Source organism: Brevibacillus dissolubilis, assembly GCF_006170445.1.
GTDB lineage: Bacteria > Bacillota > Bacilli > Brevibacillales > Brevibacillaceae > Brevibacillus_B > Brevibacillus_B dissolubilis.
This window is the reverse complement of record NZ_VCNA01000001.1, coordinates 58,869-78,687: the sequence shown is the minus strand read 5'-3', so window position 1 is coordinate 78,687 and position 19,819 is coordinate 58,869. Positions and strand designations below refer to the sequence as shown.

The following is a 19,819-nucleotide window of genomic DNA, read 5'->3' as shown; positions in this document are numbered from 1 at the left end:
TGCGAAAAAACAGCATCCCCATCAAAATGGCAGCAGCTCTTCCACACTCGTTGGTCTTATCGCTTACGATTGGTTAGGCGCTAGAAGAGAGGTCACCCGTTTGGTAAGCAATTCAGCCGTTTCGGTCATCAGCTTGATGCCGATCTCATCAACATGCCGGTTCCGCCAATCTTCTAAAGATGTCCCTTTCACCCATTGGTTAAAAGCACCCAGAGCAGGGCCACAGTGAATCTGATAATTCACCTGTTGACCAGGAGTACCATCCAGCGCAAGACGAGTCGAGTAAGCAAAATACCATCTAAATACGAGTGCCATTTTATGCTTGGGATTTTGTTCCGCCTTTTGAATCTCTTCTGGCGGTTGATATCTTCTTACTTCCTCATAGACTTCCGTAATGCTACGCTTAAAATATTTTTCTTCCAGCTGTTTTTTCGTCTTCTCATCAATCTCGTCAAGCGAGTTGTATTGACGGTACAGCTCGTACAGCTTATTGGCTCTTGCCGGGAAAAACACGCCTTTTTTCAACACCTGTACTCTAGCGCCGATTTCGAACATATCCCCCGCCGGAGCGTATTCGGTATCTTGAATGTTGATCTGCTGAAGCAAATCCTTGACGGCGTCGCTGGTTCCAGCTTCTACGGTGCATTGGTTGATCGACCCTGTCACAATGAAATCCGCTCCCATGATAAAAGCAGCCGCAGCCGCATCTGGAGTGCCGATCCCGCCTGCCAGTCCCAATCTGATTGGCTTGTGGTACCCGTACTTCTTCATCATGCTGTCACGCAACGTCACCATGGCTGGCATCATGACGAAGGAGACACCCGCATCGGTATGCCCGCCGGAGTCCGCCTCCAGACACAGATCGTCGGCCATCGGGATTTCTTTGAGCAGCTCGGCCTGCTCCCGCGTGAGCTTCTCGTTCTTGACCATCTTCTCTACCAGCTGCTCAGGAGCCGGACTCAAAAAGACTGCCGCCACCTCGGGTCTTGACAGCTTGGCGATAATCCGATTTTTCACCGCAACAGAGCCATCTGGGTTTCGCTGTAGTCCATGTGCCCGGTATTTGATCAAGGCCGGTGTAATCGACATAAATGCGGCCGCTTCTACATGCACTACACCGTATTGGATGTACAAGTCCACATTTTGCTCTTCCCGCTCTGGATGAGTCGGGGTATGTAAGAGATTCATCCCGTAGGATTGTCCGTCCCGTAGTTCCTTCTGTATGTATTCAATCGCTTCTACGATCTGCTCCCGACGCAAACCGCCTGTGCCCAGAAACCCCATCATCCCTGCTTTTCCCATTCGGACAACCAATTCTTTGGAGCCGATGCCTTTATACATCGCACCAGACACGTAAGCGAGCTTCAGATTATAATCTTTTTTAAATTCTGCCGATCCTAGCGTTTGAGCAGTGAATAACACGGGTATCGTTTCTGTATGGATGCCCGCAGCCACCTGTTGATAGGCTTCCGTATGCTCTTGAGCCACTACGTCAGCTGCTCTCTCCTTGTATTCATCGAGTGAGATGACGATTGGCTCTGCCTCTTTGCGAATCCGCTTCTCCAATCCACTGAGTGTATTCCCCGGCCCAACCTCTTGGATCTCGATGTCCCTAAGCCCCATCATCACTTGGATGGTCTCACACCATTTGACAGAGTTCGTGATCTGTTCCGTCAGGTTCTGCATCAATTCGGACTGTCGGTACGGTCTTGCACTGATATTGGCAATCACGGGAATCTTCAATTCTGACAAAGGATAGGTTTGCAGAAACTCTCTGAACTGCTCCTGTGCCTCCATCATGTAGCGTGAATGAAAAGCCCCACTCACCTTCAGCAAAATATACATGGCCCCTGCTACTTCAAATGCGGTCTTCGCCCGTTCGATGTCTTCACGCGGGCCGGCGATCACGATCTGTTTGGGAGAATTGTAGTTCGCGATGTCGATGCTCTCCAACTGATTCTCCTGTAAAACACGACGAATCGCTTCCTCATTCAGATTGATGACCGCAGCCATCCCTCCTCCGAAAGCACGACTCATCAATTCCCCTCTTTTTTTCACCAATTGAAGCCCTGTGGCAAAATCAAATGCCCCCGCAGCAAACAACGCGTTATACTCCCCAAGGCTATGCCCCGCAACCACGTCTGGCACTTTCCCGGTATCTTTCACCTTTTTCATATAAGTCAGTGCATTGACCACATATAAGGCAGGTTGAGTGTATTGGGTCTGTCCCAACCGCTCATCAGAATCCTCCAAGCACAGTTCCTTGATGGAATATCCCAATATCGTATCAGCCTGAGCGGTTATCTCAGGAAATTCGTCAAATAATCCGCTGCCCATCCCTTTCTTTTGGGAGCCTTGACCCGGAAATACATATGCCAGCATCCTTTTTTCTCCTTCGTGCCATTATCTTTTATCGGTAAGGTTTTTTTATTAACATAGGAAATACATTGATTTATTTCACAATAAAGAAATATACTATAATATATTCGTGTATATGTATTAATTAAACATTTAGATTATTTTTAAGTCAATGTACTTTTTGTATTATTTCATATAAAATTACCAATATTACACGATTTAAACTTGTTTTTTTTTGTAAAAAAAGTTGTCACGCCGAAGATCAAAGTGAGGTGAAACCATCGAAGATACCTGACTTGGCTCTCATACATATGCATGGAACAAACCGGGCAAGGGGAAATCCCCTCTCTCATCTGTACAAATCAACATAGCAAGAGGAGATTGATGGAATGACCTATTTTATTATCAGAAATGTGATTTTGTTTTTAATCTTATGTGGATTTCAATTTTTAGTTGGAACCCTCGTCGTGAAAAAAGGTTTAAAGGTAAACTATGCTAGGAAAATGGTTCACTTCTTATCGATGTTAAGCCCGATTCTGATGGAAGTGATAATGCCAGCAGGAACTGACTTCACCCTGCCTGCTCTTTTGGCTGCTGTCGTGATCAACTGTGGGATGATGGTCATCTATATCGAGCCAATCCGTAAAAGAAGTTGGATCATCAATCGAATGTTTGTTTCTTTTGACCGACCGGAAGACCGTCCACATACCTTGCTGTGGCTGGTAACTCAGCTGTTAGGGATGTACGTGGTTATGATTCCGTTCTTCTTGTTCTTCCAAAGCTTAGGCTACATGGCCCTTGCTATTATCCCGATCCTGATCAATGGTCTTGGCGACGGGCTTGCTGAACCGGTCGGAGTCAAATGGGGCAAGCATAAATACCAGGTTCGCGCTCTGTTCTCTACCAAAAAATACTGGCGCAGTATTGAAGGAAGTGCGTGTGTCTTTATCGCTTCCGTGCTGATCCTCATCGGGTTTAGCAGCAGCTTCACCGGTATGCAGCTCACCGTTGCGCTATTAACGTTGCCGATCCTGATGACACTGACAGAGGCGTTCTCCCCGCATACGTGGGATACACCGTTCCTGCTGCTGGTAGGGTTTGTGACGTTGTATTTGGTTAAGCTGATTTAAGCTTGTTGAATGTTGGACACGTTGTGATCCAGATGTAACTTACTTTCATTGCAGATAGCGATCGATCCTCAAATCATACGAGGATCGATCGTTTTATTTTGAGGAGCCTTGAAGATGCGATTGGCTGATAACAAAAAGGGGCCAACCTGATCATTCCGCGTGAATCGGAAGTTACAGGTTGGCCCCGTCCATCATGGTTTAATGATTGGCTTGCGGCTGTCGAACACTTTTAACTACTGAAGACGACTACTCTTCGAACGTCCTCAACTCAGTTCTCTCAATATATTCTCGTACTGTTTTAATAAGGTTTGTTCATTCCTCTCAATTTTCTCAAGTCGATCTGCCATTTTCTTAATGGATTTGCTCCCATCAAACGCTGATTTAATAGCGAGGTTACGACAGACTCTGTAATCATGCGAAATATCAGTAAGCAGTTCGATCGTTTCATGTTTAGACGGATAGGACACATCCAAAGAGCCTAAAAATTCACTAAAAAGATATCGATGATTACTTAAACGTTCGAAATCAAGTTTGAAAGATCCGGAATTTTCATCATAGCTGGACAGATCATCTTCAATACTCGCAATCTTCTGATACATTACACGAAAAACATCCAATCCTTGCTCGATGACCACCAAGTTTGTGTCTGGAATAGTACTTCCTACTTCGGATTTTCCGATCATATAGGTTAAATTATCTTCGATGGCATCTTTATAATTGCAAAGATTGATGGGATTCCACTCTGACTTTTGGTTCATGACGAAGCATCCAATATAATCGGCTTGATTGAGATTACGGGCCCCCTCCATCGATTCTTTAAGGGTCTCTACATCAAAATCGATATGATGATGATAAAAATAATCGGCAATGCTGTATGTACGTCCCTCTTTTTTCCATAAGATAACCCAGTGCAGCCCGTGCATGGTACGATAATCTTGGCTGTACGGTGAATAGTAATTATCAATCGAGACTAAGAGGTATTTCCCCATCCCAAGATGTAGATCGACGCAATCTATAAATTCATCAATCGTGTTCGCTTTAACATGATCCACCTCGATTTTAGAATATCGGGATATCTCTGTATGGAACGATTCGATTGATGCTGCAAATCTGATTTCGTCATTCGCTTTTACAGCGAATAATTTGTTTTGATACCATAATTGCTCCGTTTGGACATAGGGCCGCAACACTCCACTGACCGAGATCGTTATACAATCCTGAAAGGGGTGGGAAAAAAATTGGATCATTTAGTTCACCCCTCTTATTGTAATCGCAAAAATATGCATGAAAGGATTATCCCCCATAACGATCTCATCAAATAAAAGATGATCAGGAAGAGTTTCCGTTACACAGTAGATTTTGGGTTTATAGTAGTCAATATCACTGGTTCTGCATCGTCCATAGGCACATTCAAGTGCAACTGCTTCTCCAAACCAGCTCTCCTGCTCAATAAAGTTAGACAGCTTTAGTTTGAAGCGGTAGGTTTCCTCTCTTTGATACAGCAGAGACAGCTCCTCGTAAAAGTTGCCGTTCGTTGAAGCACCCAGAATCGCTATGCTGGTGTAGTTGCGTGGTACGACCGACATCCGTTGTTCCTCTAAGACGAAATTATCAAAACCATCCGCAGATCTTACTGGAAAACGAAAGGATACATCATTCCATGTAAAAATCGATCCTTCTGGCGGCAATAACTCACTTGGATAGGACGTAAAGCCCAGACTGAATCCGCCCTCTTCCCTCGCAGCCGCATCAACAATCCCTTTATTGTTTAGAAATAGTTGAATATCAAAATGATAATCGTTCATAGTTATCCTCCTATTCTTTCATTTATTTTCCACATAATTATGAAAAAATAAGCGAAAGCAGCTTACAACACCGTGCAGATCTGGCTATGTAAGCTACTTTCGCACATGAATTAGACAGTCGATTCAGATGTGATGCTCTGCATAATTTGCTCAATGATCCCGGTAAACTGGTCAAACATGGTGTGGATGACGTTCTCATCAAAGAGTTCTTCCACATAGTCCCACCAGATGACCAACTGTCCGTTTTTGTCCAGTACCTGACAATCCAGATAGGTTTGTGACGTAAGGTTAATCCCCACGCCTTCACCGAATTCCTCTTCGTTGTCGGTGGTCTGACTTAATTCGTTAAACAGCAGGCTGGTAAAGACAATCGGCATGACAGCCGTATTGGCCAGTTTTCTGTGACGAACGATATCCCGAATGAATTCTACCCCGTCATAATGTCGGTTTTCCAATGCTTCTAAGAGATTGCCTTGGATCTGTCTGGCTTTATCGAAGAATGCATCGGCTGACTGCAGGTCAATCTCTAACAAGAGCAGGGAGGTGAATTCACCCACAATCTCATCAACCTGTTCATGGAACGGATATCGGTTAATGATCGGCAGATTGATTGCCATGTGTGGCTGATTGCTCCAATATCCCAGTACTTGGGCGTAAACCGTGCATAACAATGTGGACGGAGTGACGTTCTGATCTTGCGCCACTTTGATAAAGCGATCCCACTCGTCACGGCTAAAGACCCTGCTCTGTCTTGTGAAATGAGCTTCTTTGATCTCCGTTGGTTTTTGACGGTAAGGCAATTCAGGGGCAGATGGGAACGACTCCAGTTTGTTCTGCCAATACATCTTGGCGTTCTGGTAGATCTCCGATTGTTTTAAGCGCTCGTATTCCAAGATATAATCACGGAAGGTGTATTCTAGTTCAGGCAAAACAAGCTCAGGATTTTGATAGTAGGCCATCAGATTCCGATTGATCAGATGATTGCTGATGGCATCCGTAACCAGCAGGTCGTAGCAGATGAACAGATGGTATTGACCGTCTCCTAGACTGGCAGCCTTGACTTCAAACAGCGGCCATGTATCAGGAGCATACACGCGATGGGAGATTTCTTTGCGCTGCGTCAAAATCCAAGCCTCTCTCGCAGATTCACTCATGCCACTGATGTCTGTCACTTCGATCACATAGTCAGGGACTTCCGGCAAAATCTGTTGTTGACCGGCGATAAAGACCGCACGTAACATCGGATGACGCTTGATCACTTTGTTCAGACTCTCGTTAAAACGAGCCAAATCAAGCTGCATGACGCCTTCTGAGTAGTTATGCGGAGAAATTCCACCAAGACCGAACTCATCGTTTCGACCGAAATAATAAGCCAGCTGTACATCGGTCATCGGGAATGGTTCATACTGTTGCGTTTCGGCGTTGGTTGCTTTTTTCTCGATGCAATGGGCGATGATCTCTTGCAGGCTCATCTTGTAAGATTCGAGGAAACGGATTACGGTTAATTCGTTATAATGGTTGGTGTTGTAATCCAATTCGATCTGGAGCTTTTGATCATGAATCTTCCCATTGATTTCAAATGTGTACGGACGCTTATTCCGTGGGCTGATGTTGTTCCCGGTAGAATATGGAGAAGGCGTGAACAGATCGGTTTCTACGTCCTGATCAAACTGTCCCAGATAGTTAAAGATGATCTCAGAACGTACATCCAACTGCTGGGCAAGATCAGTCTCTCTGGTGCAAAGATAGCGCAGCAGACCATAACCGAAGCCCTTATTAGGAATCTGGTGCAGGCTTTCTTTTATCGCCAAAATATGCTGTCCTACGTCATTCTGCTTGACTTGAAGAAGCGTCGGGAACAAGGAAGTGAACCAGCCCACTGTATGGGAAATATCCAGCGATGATCCTGGGATATGCTCTCGTCCATGTCCCTCTACATCGATCATAAAAGTGCGCTGGCTATGACCGCTCCAGTTGTACAGGGCCAAAGATAATCCAGACAGCAGGATATCATTGATCTCTGTACCATAGGCAGCATTCACGTCTTTGAGCAGTCGGGCCGTCTCAGTCGGATTAAGTTCAAATGAAACCCGCTGCATGGTTTCTACATAATTACCCGGCTCATTGTAATCTTTCGGAAGCGGGGAAACGTCCGCACCTGTAATTTGTTTCCAGTAATCTATTTCTTGGAAAACCTCATCACTGTTGGCGTAGGCATGCAGCTGCTCGGACCAGTTTAGGAACGAATCGGTCTTGGCTTGGAAGCTAATCTCTATCCCACTCTTCGCCTGCTCGTATCCGCTAGACAAGTCATCAAACAGGATACGCCAGGAAATCCCGTCAATAACCAAGTGATGAATGACAAGCAGCAGGTGATCCCCTTCATCCGTTTGGAATAGACCCACTCGGACAAGCGGTCCATCCTGAAGGTCAAGGCCGGCTTGAAGGCGGTTGGCTTCGGAGCCGATCCGAGAAGCGTAATCGTCCATACCACGCAGATCCAATACATCGAAGATCACATGCTGACCTTCTAATCCGTGGTTGTAGACGCGCGGCAAGCCGTCTGTCCTATCGAAACGCAGGCGCAGCGCATCATGATGTTCTGTTAATTTGCCAAAAAGTCTGCGCAGGATCGCTTCGTCCCAGCCGTCTTTGTTCCATAACATGACAGAATGGTTGTAATGGTGCGGATCGGCTAAGCCATGTTGCCAGAACCAATGCTGGATCGGCGTCAAGGAAAGCTCACCTTCCACCAATCGCTGTGCGTCCGCGTTGAAACTCAACGATTTGACATGTTCGCTTAATCTCTCCACCGTTGGATTTTGGAACAAGTCTTTAATGTCAATCTTCTTTCCGTATTTCTGCATGAGGGAGGATACCTGAATAGCCTTGATCGAATCCCCACCCAGATGGAAGAAGTTCTCCGTAATACCGACTTGACTCACTCCCAAGACCTTTTGCCAGACTTGTACCAACAGTTGTTCCGTGCTGTTGCGAGGTGCAACGTAATGGCTGTTGTCCGAACCGGCAGTCAGGGTGGGGAGTGCTTTGCGGTCGATTTTTCCATTTGGGGTAAGCGGCAGCTTCGGAATTCGGACGAAGAACGCAGGGATCATATAATCGGGCACATTCTCCCCGATCGCATCCCGCAAGTCTCCGATTTTCCATTCCCGATCACTGACGTAGTACGCGATCAACTGGGTAGAACCCGTCTGATCTTGCTTGTCGATGACAACCGCTTCCCGAATGGAAGGCAGGATAAGCATCGCTTCCTCAATCTCACCCAGCTCAATCCGATGCCCTCTGACTTTTACCTGATAATCCTTACGTCCCAAAAACTCGATCGTACCATCCGCGTTCAACCGGCCCATGTCGCCTGTTTTGTACAGATACTCATCCGGCTTGTCCGAAAATGGATTTACAATGAAACGTTCCTGGGTCAGCTCAGGCCGGTTCAGGTAACCGCGTGTGACCCCTTCGCCTCCGATACATATCTCCCCGCTGATCCCGATTGGCATCAATTCATGCAGATCATTAAGAATATAGATCTGGGTATTGCCGATGGGTCCACCTAACATGATTTGCTTTTCCTCACGCGGCAGTTCGCGAACTGAGGACCAGACGGTTGTCTCCGTTGGGCCATACATATTCAAAATCTTCGTACTGGACTTGCCTCTGATCTCCTCTGCCAATCCGGGCGGGAAGGCTTCTCCGCCAACCAACAGCGTACGGAGTGAAGCGAGGAAACGCTCTGATTTGTCATCGCTTGCCAACAGTTTTAACAGAGATGGGGTCGTCTGCATCATGGTAACCGGTGAGCTGGTGAACGAAGTATCTTGGGCCTCATATCCCTGTTTCCATTCTCCGATCCGGCGCAGGCTGTTCATCACTTCCTGGTAGTCGATCCCAAAGTCGATCAGGCAGGCAATCTCATCTACACCGATTTTGGCCAGATTCTCTGTCATGGCCGCGCAGGTTTCAGGTGTTCCCATCAGCGACAGCTTCCAGTACTTATCAAAGGCGACTTCCAACAGCTGCTCCATCACGGATTCATCGTTCACCGTATTCTCATCGATGTTGGCGTTGTCAGCCAAGCGTTTGAGCAGATCGACACTGGTACGCAAATAATCGGTGAACGGCTTTTTGATTACTTGTTTGACATGCTCCAGATCATCGTGCATGTACGTGTGAAGCATAAGCGAAATCTTCCCTTGAGTTGGGTCATAGCCTGCATCTGCCAAAGCATGGCGGTAGGCTGCGATATTTTCCTCCAGGGTATCGAAGTCCTGTCCCAAGAAGTGGGTCAGCACATTGGCTCCGATCTTCCCGGCGCGGATGAAGCTTTCCTTGTTCCCCCCGGTGGTTACCCAGATTGGTACATTCTCTTGCAACGGTCGCGGATAGGTCTGCACGTCAATTGTTTTCCCCAGACCATTCATCCGCTTCACGCTTCCCCCCTGCCAAAGGGTACGAACCTCTTCAATCTGGGTGAACATCGTATGGTAGCGGTCTGCGAAGTCAGATTGTCCGAATACGAAGTCATCAGGATGCCAACCCGCGGCAAAAGAGATGCCCACCCGGCCACCTGACAGGTTATCGACTACGGACCAATCCTCTGTAATCCGGATGGCATCGTGCAGGGGGGATACGACAGAACCGGAGCGGATCTGCATCTGTTCTGTCACCATAGCCAGCGCAGCAGATGTCACGGATGGATTGGGGAAAAGCCCGCCGAATTCGTGAAAATGGCGCTCAGGCGTCCATACAGCACGAAATCCGTGCTGGTCTCCGTATTTGGCCGAATCCAGCATCAACTTATATTTGTGGGCGGGATCGTTATTGTCATAGCTGGAGAAAAAGAAGATGCTGAACTCCATGTTGACCTGTTTGGATTTACGATGGAGGATTCGGTCAAAATTGGTCAGCTCTCCACTTGGCCTGAGCACCACCTGAATGCCTCGTGTCAGTGTCCACAGAATCTCTAAGACCGAGATATCAAAAGAAATCGTCGTCACCGACAACATGACATCGTCGGATTCTGGTGACAGCTTCTGATCCATGGAATACAGGAAGTTGATCACGTTATGGTGGGTGACCATGACTCCCTTTGGCTTACCGGTTGAGCCGGAGGTGTAGATCACATAGCACAAGTCCCCTGCCTGATTGATCAGCTCTGGATTATGGGTCGGCTGGGTGCTAATCGATGCGGCATCGCGGTCAATCACAATTTCGTGACCGAATTGCCCGGCAAAGCTGTCCTCCGTAATCAGTGCTTTGAGACCGCTGTCCTGGGCGATATAAGAGATTCGCTCACGCGGATAGGCAGGGTCCAGAGGCACATAGGCTGCACCAGCCTTTAGCACAGCCAACATACTGATGATCATCTGTTCTGAACGGTCAAGCTTGATCCCGATCAGATCGTTCGCACCAATCTCGTATTGCGCCCGGATGGCATGGGCCAGCTGATTGGCCTTATGGTTCACCTCGGCAAATGTCCAGCTCTCCCCGTCAAACTCGATCGCGACCGCGTTCGGCTGCTGTACGACCACCTGTTCAAAGGCTTGCTGGATCGTAAGCTCACGTGGAAATTCCATCGCTGTATCGTTAAAGCGGTTGAGTAAAACATCTTTTTCATCTGCTGACAAAATATCTGCATCAGCGAGCGTCGTGGCTGGGTTGGCTGCGACTGCCTCGAGATAATGGATCACATGCTCGGCAATCCGCTCCAATGAGCTCTCGCTGTAGAGCGCTGGTTTTCCGATCAGTTCAACGCTGAGCCCCCCCTCCGTATGGGAGAAGAGGAAGCAGAGGTCTGCTTCCCCCTTTCCGGCTATGGAACGGTCATGGATGGAGTCGAGCATGACCAAGGTATACATCGGCATCTCTTCCTCAAATAAGACGCTGACTGGAAAATTCTCATGCTCGATGGCTTCTGCGACGGTTTCTCTCGTTGCCATCAAAAGCTCCCGGAAGGTGGTGCAGGAAGCCATCTCCGTACGCAGGTACAGATAACCATTATCGTTGGAATCATTGACGCCAAGACGCGGCATTCCAACCGTGATGTCCGTCTGACCCGTATATCTGCGCAGTACGTACTGAACCGCCGTAACGGCCATCATATAGATTGCCATGCCGTTATGATTGCCCAGCTCGGAAAGCTTGGTGCTGGCGGTGGATGACAGCGATTTTACGCTGCGAATGATCAGACTCTCTTCTGCTGTTGACTGAGTACGGTGTTCCACAGGAAATTGACTTGGCAAGAAATCCCCGGATAATTTTTGACTCCAGTAATCCCGTTCCTTGGCAAAGGTTTTACTGGTCATGATGATGGATTGCGTATGCTTATCGATCATAAGTTATATCCCCTTATTACTCCTTGTCTTTCAAGAGCGCGAGTGTGACCACATCACTCCATGTCCGCAATCCATCGTGATAGAAATGCTGTTTCAGATAACCCTCTTTTTCAAATCCTAGTTTTTCAAGCACCCGCAGAGAAGAATGATTGTCAGGTACAACCTCCGCAATAATCCGATGATTGTTCAAAGTCTCAAATACATACGGGATCACCGCCTGCAGCGCCTCGGTCATAATTCCCTTGTTCCAATGCTCTCTGGACAGCTCGTATCCCAATACAATCGGAAGTCTCCAGCGGAACGGTCCACGCACAGGATTTATTGGAATGGTTCCAATGATTTTGTTGTCCTCTTTAGAAGCGATGCCGAATCTCATAAAGGTGTCTTCCTCGAATTGTTGTCTCCAATAGGCAATCAATTCTTCGGCGTGTTCGACGGAAGATGGGCCGAACCAATCCAAAAACTTTGTCAGTTCAGGGTCGTTGTAATAACTATATAGATCCGCTGCATCTTCAGCAGTCATTTCTCGCAGAATGAAGCGTTCCGTTTCAAGAGTGGGAAAAATACGTTCGATAGTCATGTCCAATGTCCTCCTGGCATGTAGAGATTTTCGTTAACGCTTTTGATGTTGCTCAATAAACGCAGCCAACTTTTGGATTGTTGGGTATTCATAAATTTTAATATGAATCTCCAAATTTTCCAAATGTAATACCTTTTCAATCTCTACCTGCATCTTAATCGCAATGAGAGAGTGTCCACCCAGTTCAAAAAAGTCATCATGGACCCCGATATTTTGGACCTGCAGAAGCTCTTCCCAAATCCCTGTCAGCATTTTTTCCAGTTGTGTTGTGGCCTCCTGATAGCTGGATGTAACAGATGCATCCTCTTGAGGTTCCGGTAGCGCATTGCGGTCTACTTTGCCGTTCGGAGTAAGCGGGATATGGTCAATTGGTACAAAGTAGCTAGGAATCATATACATCGGGATTCGCTTCTGGAGATGTTCACGCAACTCATTGGTGCTGACCTCTTGGTGCGGAATGTAGTAGGCACAGATATACTTCTTCCCGTTCGCATCGGTTTTATCAAGGATGACAGCTGTTTTCACAGCTTCGTGATCCAGCAGGTTATGCTCGATCTCACCTAGTTCGATCCGATAGCCACGGATTTTGACCTGGTGATCGACACGGCCCATGAATTCGATATAGCCTTCCTTCCGCATAATGCCATGGTCACCAGTGCGGTACAGACGTCCGTATTTCGGATGGGTAATAAAGGCATGATTCGTCTTCTCTTCATCTTTAAAGTAACCCTGGGCAAGACCGACCCCGCCAATATACAACTCCCCTCTGACTCCGACCGGGCAGAGATCCAGCTCATAGTTGAGCACGTAGAAGGTTTGGTTCGCCAATGGCATACCATATGGGATCGAAGTCCACTCTTCTTTTACTTCTTCAATCGGGTAGTAGATCGACCAAATGGACGCCTCGGTTGCTCCGCCTAAGCTGATCACTTGTGCTTTGGTGAATTGCTTCTTGGCCGCTTGCGGGAGAGTCAGCGGAATCCAGTCTCCACTGAGCAGGATGAGGCGAAGCGTACTTGTACCGACTGGCTGAGCTTCACTCGCCGGGACTGGGGAAGGTGCTGTTGCTTGCGATGGTTGTTCGACAGCTTGTTTGGTTGCAGGGAAGCCGGAGGACGGGATCAACCCGCCTTCGATCGCGTGAAGAAACAGTTGATTTGGCTTCAGGTCAAAGGCCGGCTTGATCTCCTCGAAGCTCAGTTCACCAATCGAGCAGGTTCCGATGCCGATGGTTTCTGCGACTTGGCAGATCGTGGTCGTCATCATCCCTGTTTCAATCGCGGCATAGAGATAACCTTGGACACCATACTTCGGCATATTGACGTCCGCATTATAGATCAGATAGATCGAAAAAGCTGATTCGTTAAAGAGGGAACGGTTAACGTTGCTGTAATGATAGGCTGTGATGTTCGCCTCTTTTTGTACCAGACCAAGCTCACCACTTACTGGGTCATAATGATACAAGCCCTCTGGGACATCCTCTACTCTTCCCTCTTTTACATAGACATAGGTCTCAATCGGATAGAGTCCGCCAGCACTGGCATAATGATAGGAATCATCGCGACCCGTACCTTTTCGTTTGAGAACGGACAGCATATGGGAAAAATCGTGGAACGGAATAGGCGTAGTCTGTGAAAAATGGCGGTGGCTTTTCCGATTCGTGATCGAGGCCGGATACACTGTGGTAGGCTTCAAAGGAATGGTCAGCTCATATCCAGACTCGTGCGGCTGGCTGCTTTTCTGTGAGAGCTTTTTGTACAGCTCATGATGAGGATAAAACACCTCTTGAACCGGAAGCAGCTCTGACACGAGCACATGCTGATCAACCAGTTGGCGGAAAAACTGCTGGAGCTTCTCCGGGTGATGCAGAGGGAAATGACGAGTGAGGTCATCAAGTGTGATTCCTGCCTGTGCAAGATAGTAAAAATCAGGGAACAGGACATGCTCGTGATTCTCAAACGGAGTATGGGCAATCTGTAGAACCGTACCTGTTATAGACCAATGCGCAGCAGGAGACCAATAGTATGTCATCGTTTCAACCATGGATGCGGCTTTATCAGCTGGGGTGGACGTGTTCCCTGTGGCAGTTTCCGGCTGTATCGCCGGCTCCTCAGCAGCAGCCGTCGGTCGGTGATTGGCGGCATAATCGGTCACCAGATCCAGGATCGCCGGTACGGAATTCCAGATGGTGATCCCTTTGTTCTGGATCAGTTGATAGAGCTTCTTGATGTCCCGTTGATCGGGAGCGATGACCAATCTCGCCCCACTGGCAAAGGCACCAAAGATATCATACACGGATAAGTCAAAGCTCATGGAGGAGACACCGAGAAACTTATCTTGTTCATTCACGTTGAATTTTCGGTTCATATCAAGTATGGTGTTCGTCACAGCCCGGTGTGTGATGACGACACCCTTAGGACGTCCCGTACTGCCAGAGGTGTACATCACATAGGCCATATCATCCCGTTGGCTGACCGGTTCATGTTCGGCTGTAGAGAGCTGATCGATTCCCTTTTTCTTGTAAAAATTGCGATCCAGCAGGAGCCTGCAGTCACTATTTAAGAGAATATAATTGCGTCTCTCTTCCGGATATTCGCGGTCAATCGGTACATACGCGGCACCCGCTTTGAGTACCCCAAGAATCATCACAATCGTCTCGATGCACCGCTCAGCCAGCACACCTACCAAGTGATTATTGCTGATGTTGCGATTTTTGAGATAGGCGGCGACCTGATTGGATTTTTCGTGCAGTTCCCGATACGTCATGCTCTCTTCTTGATACTCGACTGCGACCCGCTCACCAAATCTTACCGCCTGGTCGCTAAACAATCGATCCAAGGTAGTCGGAGTGATCGCTTCTTCTGTTTGGTTATATGTCTCGATCAATTGCTGATCATCCGGTTTTAACGGAAATTTGATAAACATTGCTTTTCACCTGCTCCCATTCGTATGCTGCCAAATTAAAAGTTGAACGTTACATCTATAGAGACTTTCTTTTCGGACGACTTGAATTTGGACTGAATCGCATTCAACGTCTCCTGATCAATGATTTCGATATCCTGTAACAGCACCTGTGGATTTTGGGTCACTTGATTCATAATCGTGACAAGGTAGTTGAGGTACTGATCAATCGTCTCTCTTTTGAATAATTGGGTGTTGTACTCCAGCTCGACCCCGATCGTATGATTCGTCTCACTGATGAGTAAAGTGAGATCAAAGCGCGATGTATGGGTAGAAGCCTTTTCTGGAACGATCCGCAAGCCCTCTACGTTCACTTCAGGGAAATTATTATTATGAACAGACAGCATCACATCAAACAGTGGATTTCTGCTGACATCCCGTTCGATTTTGAGCGCTCTCACCAGATCATCGAATTGATAGTCTTGGTGATCCAATGCGTCCCATGTGTGCTTTTTCACTTCTTGCAGATAATCTGCGAATGATTTATTTCCTGTCGGGAAGTTCCGCAAGGCGATCGTATTGGCAAAAACTCCGATGATCTGCTCCAGGTCCACATGGGTGCGGCCCGCGACCGGAACGCCTACAATCACTTCATCTTGGACAGCCAATTTGGACAGCAGGATCGAGTAGACCGCCATGAAAAACATGAACAGTGTTGTTCCTGATTCACTCACATACGCATAGAGCCTGTCTGACATCTGCTTGTCCAGATCCATGACGACCGTCTCGCCCGCGAAGCTCTGGACATCAGGCCGGGAGTAATCGGTCGGCAGATTCAACACTGGCAAATTCCCGGAAAAGACGGATAACCAATAATCCGCTTGTTTCTGGATGGTTTCGGATTGGAGGAACTCGTGCTGCCACTCGCTATAATCTTTGTATTGAATCTTCAAGTCAGGCGATGTTTTGCCTGCGTAGAAATCCATCAGTTCTCCCACCATCGTACCAATCGAGGTTCCATCTGTAATCACATGCAGCATATCCATGACCAGTACATATTGATTCAGGGCGGTTTGGATCACGCCTGCACGCAGCAACGGGGCCTGCTCTACATCGAATGGCTGAATCCACCCTTGGATGATAGAATCCACTTCTTCCGACCGGGCTTCGGTGTATTCCAAGTGGAATGGTGGACTCTCATGGATTTTTTGCATCGGCTCTGCGTCCATCCAATGGAACGTGGTACGTAAGGATTCATGACGCAAAATCAGCGCATGGAAAGCTTCTTCCAGTCGACAGATGTCCAGCTTGCCGTGAATTTGAACCACGACCGGTATGTTGTAACTGATGGATGATGCCTCATCCAACTGGCTGAGCAACACCAGAAGTCGTTTCTGTGCAGATGAGACGCGGTAATATTCTTTGGTTTCAGCAGGAGTGATGTGGTATTGGATTTCCTTCTCCGCTTCAAGGAGCAGGGATGAGACATGCTCGACCGTCGGATCTTCGAAAAACTTGCTGAGCGGAAGATCCCTATTCATTTCCCGTTTGATCCGTGAGATCAGATTCATCGCCTTGATCGAGTGTCCACCCAGATCAAAGAAATTCTGATTCACTCCGATCTCAGTAACTCCTAAAATGTCTCTCCAGATGTCCGCCACTTTCTTCTCCATCTCGTTTTTAGGTAAGCTTCCTGCTGTGTCATGTGTACTTAGTGGTTCCGGCAGACGCAGTCGGTCGGTCTTGCCATTAGGGGTCAGTGGAATGCTCTCCAGTCGCATGAGGATGGACGGGACCATATAGGTAGGCAGTTTCTCCAGCAAGGTTTTACGGATGTCCTTCTGATCCACTTCCGCCGCGGAGACGTAATAGCCGCAGATGTACGGATTGCCGGAGGAATCATGTCTGATCACGACAACCGCCTCTTGAATTGCTGGATGCTCTGACAGTTGGTATTCGATTTCGCCCAGTTCAATCCGCACGCCTCTGACTTTGACCTGGAAGTCGGAGCGGCCTATATATTCCAACTCCCCGTTTGGCAGCCATCTTGCCAAATCCCCTGTTTTATACATGTACGTACCCGGCTGATACGGATTCTCGACGAATACCTTCGCCGTCAGATCAGGTTTGCCCAGATATCCTCTTGCAACACCTGCCCCTGCCAGACAGAGTTCACCGACTGCCCCATGCGGAAGCAGTTTGTTGTATTTATCTACGACATAGGCGGAAATATTCTTCAAAGGTCTGCCGATCGAGATTGATTCCTCGTCTGTCAACTCTTTCATAACAGCCCAGATGGTTACCTCTGTCGGACCGTACATATTATATATTCGCGCATCCGTCACCGCTTTCAGCTGCTTCAGCATACTGAGCGGGAACGCTTCACCGCCAACCATGATTTTGGAGACCTGTTTTAGTGCCTGTTGGGCATAAGGACTGCCAAGCAGCAGCTGCAAGCGTGACGGTGTCAGCTGTATCATGTCCACACCGCTCTGAAGGAGCAGGCTGGCAATCGCCTCGGCATCGTTCTGCTGCATCTCATCTGCGAGCACAATCTTCATCCCCACCGCGAGCGGGAGCAGAATCTCCAAGATAAAGATGTCAAAGGAAATTGTCGTTAGCCCTAGGATGGAGCGGCCTGCACGAACATCAATGTTCTCAGATATCGCCTGGAAGAAATTGATCACAGAATGATGTTCGATCATGACCCCTTTTGGATTGCCGGTTGAACCTGACGTATAGATCACATACGCCAGATCAGTCAGGTTCGTCACAGGCATGATCGGTTCCGTTTCCTCAGGTGAGTTCGTGTAAAACGCTGCCAGCTCCAATACCTCCCCGTCAAAACGGATCGACTCGCCTACGGACTCATCCGTCAGCAGAATGGTGGTTTGGCTGTCTTGGAGCATATATTGAATCCGTTCCTGCGGAAATTTCGGGTCAATCGGCAGGAAGGCTGCTCCGGCTTTGAGCGTCGCCAAGATCCCGGTGATCATTTCGATGGAGCGTTGAGTGGCAATCGCTACGATCGAGTCAGGCTTCGTGATACGGGAACGCAGATATCGGGCGAGCCTGTCTGCTTTTTCGTTCAGTTCCGCGTACGTAATGCTCGCTCCTTGGAACACGACGGCTGTGGCGGACGGTTGAAGCATGACCTGTTTCTCGAAAAGATCTTGAATCTTTTTCGTATGATCATAGGCTGTTGGTTTGGGGTTGAACCTGTTGATCAGAACTTCTTTTTCTTCGGAATCCACCACTTCTATCTGATGGATCAACATATGCTGATCCACCAGGAAGGCTTTTTTGATTTGATGGAAATGGGTCTCTATCTTGCGGACATCTTGCTGCTTGTACACATGTGCGTTGTATTTGAAGGTAACGGTGATTCCCTCGGTCATATTGACGGAAACCATAAAGTCATAGTTGGTCTGTTCATAATCCTTGATCCTGTGAATGTCAAAACCAAGGGAGTGATCCTGCTTGAGCGCATCAGCCGAAAAATTGTATTCAAACAACATCAGGTGATTGACCAATTGGCTGTTGAGATCAGAGTTGGCTTGGACCTCTGCCAGGGACAAGTAGCCGTACTGCTCCGAGGCAATGCTGGCTTCCTGAATCTTCTTTAGCAGTTCAGCCAGTGTCGTCTCTTTGGAATTCTGAATTCGTACAGGAATGCTGTTGATGAACATCCCGACCATTTGATTGATGTCGGTTACATCGGCAGACCTTCCAGAGATCACGGTGCCGAATACGACGTCTTCCACATTGTTGTATCTTTGCAGCAAGATGCCCCAGATTGCTTTGATGACGGTATTTATCGTGACGCCTTGTTCATGGGCGAGTGTTGTCAGTGCTTGTGCATCAGTTTGACTGATTTGAAATTTATATTCTTCATATTGATAGATTTTCGCTGTGTTCGATTCGATCTCTCTCAGATGGGGAATCACACTGATCTTTTGTTCATAATTCGCTAAATAATCCTTCCAGTAACCAATAGCCTCTTGTTTGTCCTGTTCTCTCAGCCATTTGATGTAATGGGCAAACGGATGGGGCTGTTCGACGAGGCTAGGTTCGTTATGAATCAACCGCTTATAGATTTGGAACAGTTCATTGATGATGATTCCGACAGACCAACCGTCCATAATAATATGATGGAAGCATAGACTCAACCGGTAATGAGATTCGGTCACCTGAATCACGGTGATCCGGATCAGTACATCCCTGGATAGGTTGAACCGTTTTCGCTTGTCACTTTCTTCGAATTCATCGAGAAAAGCCTGTTTTTCTGCCTCTGGTCTGCGGGTAATGTCATACGTCTTAATTTTGGATGTGCGCTTCTTCAACACAATCTGCTTGGGCTCATCTGTATCACCAAAAAGAAAAATGGTGCGAAACACATCATGCCGCTGAAGCAGCATATTGAAGCTTTTCTCCAAATGTTCGATATATAGAGCACCATCTATGTCGATGGAATAATGCTCCAAGTAGGCAACGGAATCCGGTTCAACCATCGAATGAAACAACATCCCCTTTTGCAAAGGAGATAAGCTGTAAATTTTGTCGATCTCCACTTTGTTTCCCATAACATACTTCCTCCCGAATCACTCTGCCTACTCTGACAGGCAGGCAAACGTAGGTGAAAAAAATCCTCCCTTTCACAAAACGTGCATTCATAAACCATTTGGAAAGGGA

At 47.6% G+C, this 19,819-nt stretch carries 8 protein-coding genes; 1 reads left to right on the top strand and 7 read right to left on the bottom strand.

All coding sequences use genetic code 11. From position 1 onward, the window contains the following. Positions 1-63: 63 nt before the first annotated feature. Positions 64-2,382 carry an ACP S-malonyltransferase gene (gene fabD, locus FGI41_RS00230; RefSeq protein WP_139487916.1) on the bottom strand — a complete coding sequence of 773 codons (2,319 nt, stop codon included), beginning with the start codon at positions 2,380-2,382 and terminating at the stop codon, positions 64-66. A gap of 527 nt (positions 2,383-2,909) precedes the next feature. Here fabD and FGI41_RS00225 point away from each other — a divergent pair. Beyond that, positions 2,910-3,488 (top strand): diacylglycerol/polyprenol kinase family protein, encoded by a 579-nt coding sequence (locus FGI41_RS00225; RefSeq protein ID WP_139487915.1) that lies wholly within the window; start codon positions 2,910-2,912, stop codon positions 3,486-3,488. Between the two features lie 263 nt (positions 3,489-3,751). Here the strand turns inward: FGI41_RS00225 and FGI41_RS00220 are convergent, their stop codons facing one another. The 6 genes from FGI41_RS00220 to FGI41_RS00195 form a co-directional block, all read right to left on the bottom strand. Then, on the bottom strand, positions 3,752-4,735 hold the full coding sequence (locus FGI41_RS00220; protein WP_139487914.1) for a hypothetical protein: 984 nt from the start codon (positions 4,733-4,735) through the stop codon (positions 3,752-3,754). Further along, positions 4,736-5,293 carry a beta-sandwich domain-containing protein gene (locus FGI41_RS00215; RefSeq protein WP_139487913.1) on the bottom strand — a complete coding sequence of 186 codons (558 nt, stop codon included), beginning with the start codon at positions 5,291-5,293 and terminating at the stop codon, positions 4,736-4,738. A gap of 110 nt (positions 5,294-5,403) precedes the next feature. Further along, positions 5,404-11,646, bottom strand: a complete 6,243-nt coding sequence (locus FGI41_RS00210; RefSeq protein WP_139487912.1) for a MupA/Atu3671 family FMN-dependent luciferase-like monooxygenase — start codon at positions 11,644-11,646, stop codon at positions 5,404-5,406. A gap of 16 nt (positions 11,647-11,662) precedes the next feature. Then, entirely contained in the window at positions 11,663-12,226 is a 564-nt protein-coding gene (locus FGI41_RS00205; RefSeq protein WP_139487911.1) for a GNAT family N-acetyltransferase, read from the bottom strand. 33 nt (positions 12,227-12,259) lie between these two features. After that, positions 12,260-15,151 (bottom strand): AMP-binding protein, encoded by a 2,892-nt coding sequence (locus FGI41_RS00200; protein WP_139487910.1) that lies wholly within the window; start codon positions 15,149-15,151, stop codon positions 12,260-12,262. Positions 15,152-15,186: 35 nt separating this feature from the next. Continuing rightward, positions 15,187-19,710, bottom strand: coding sequence for a non-ribosomal peptide synthetase (locus FGI41_RS00195; protein WP_139487909.1), 4,524 nt, complete (start codon positions 19,708-19,710; stop codon positions 15,187-15,189). Positions 19,711-19,819 lie beyond the last annotated feature (109 nt).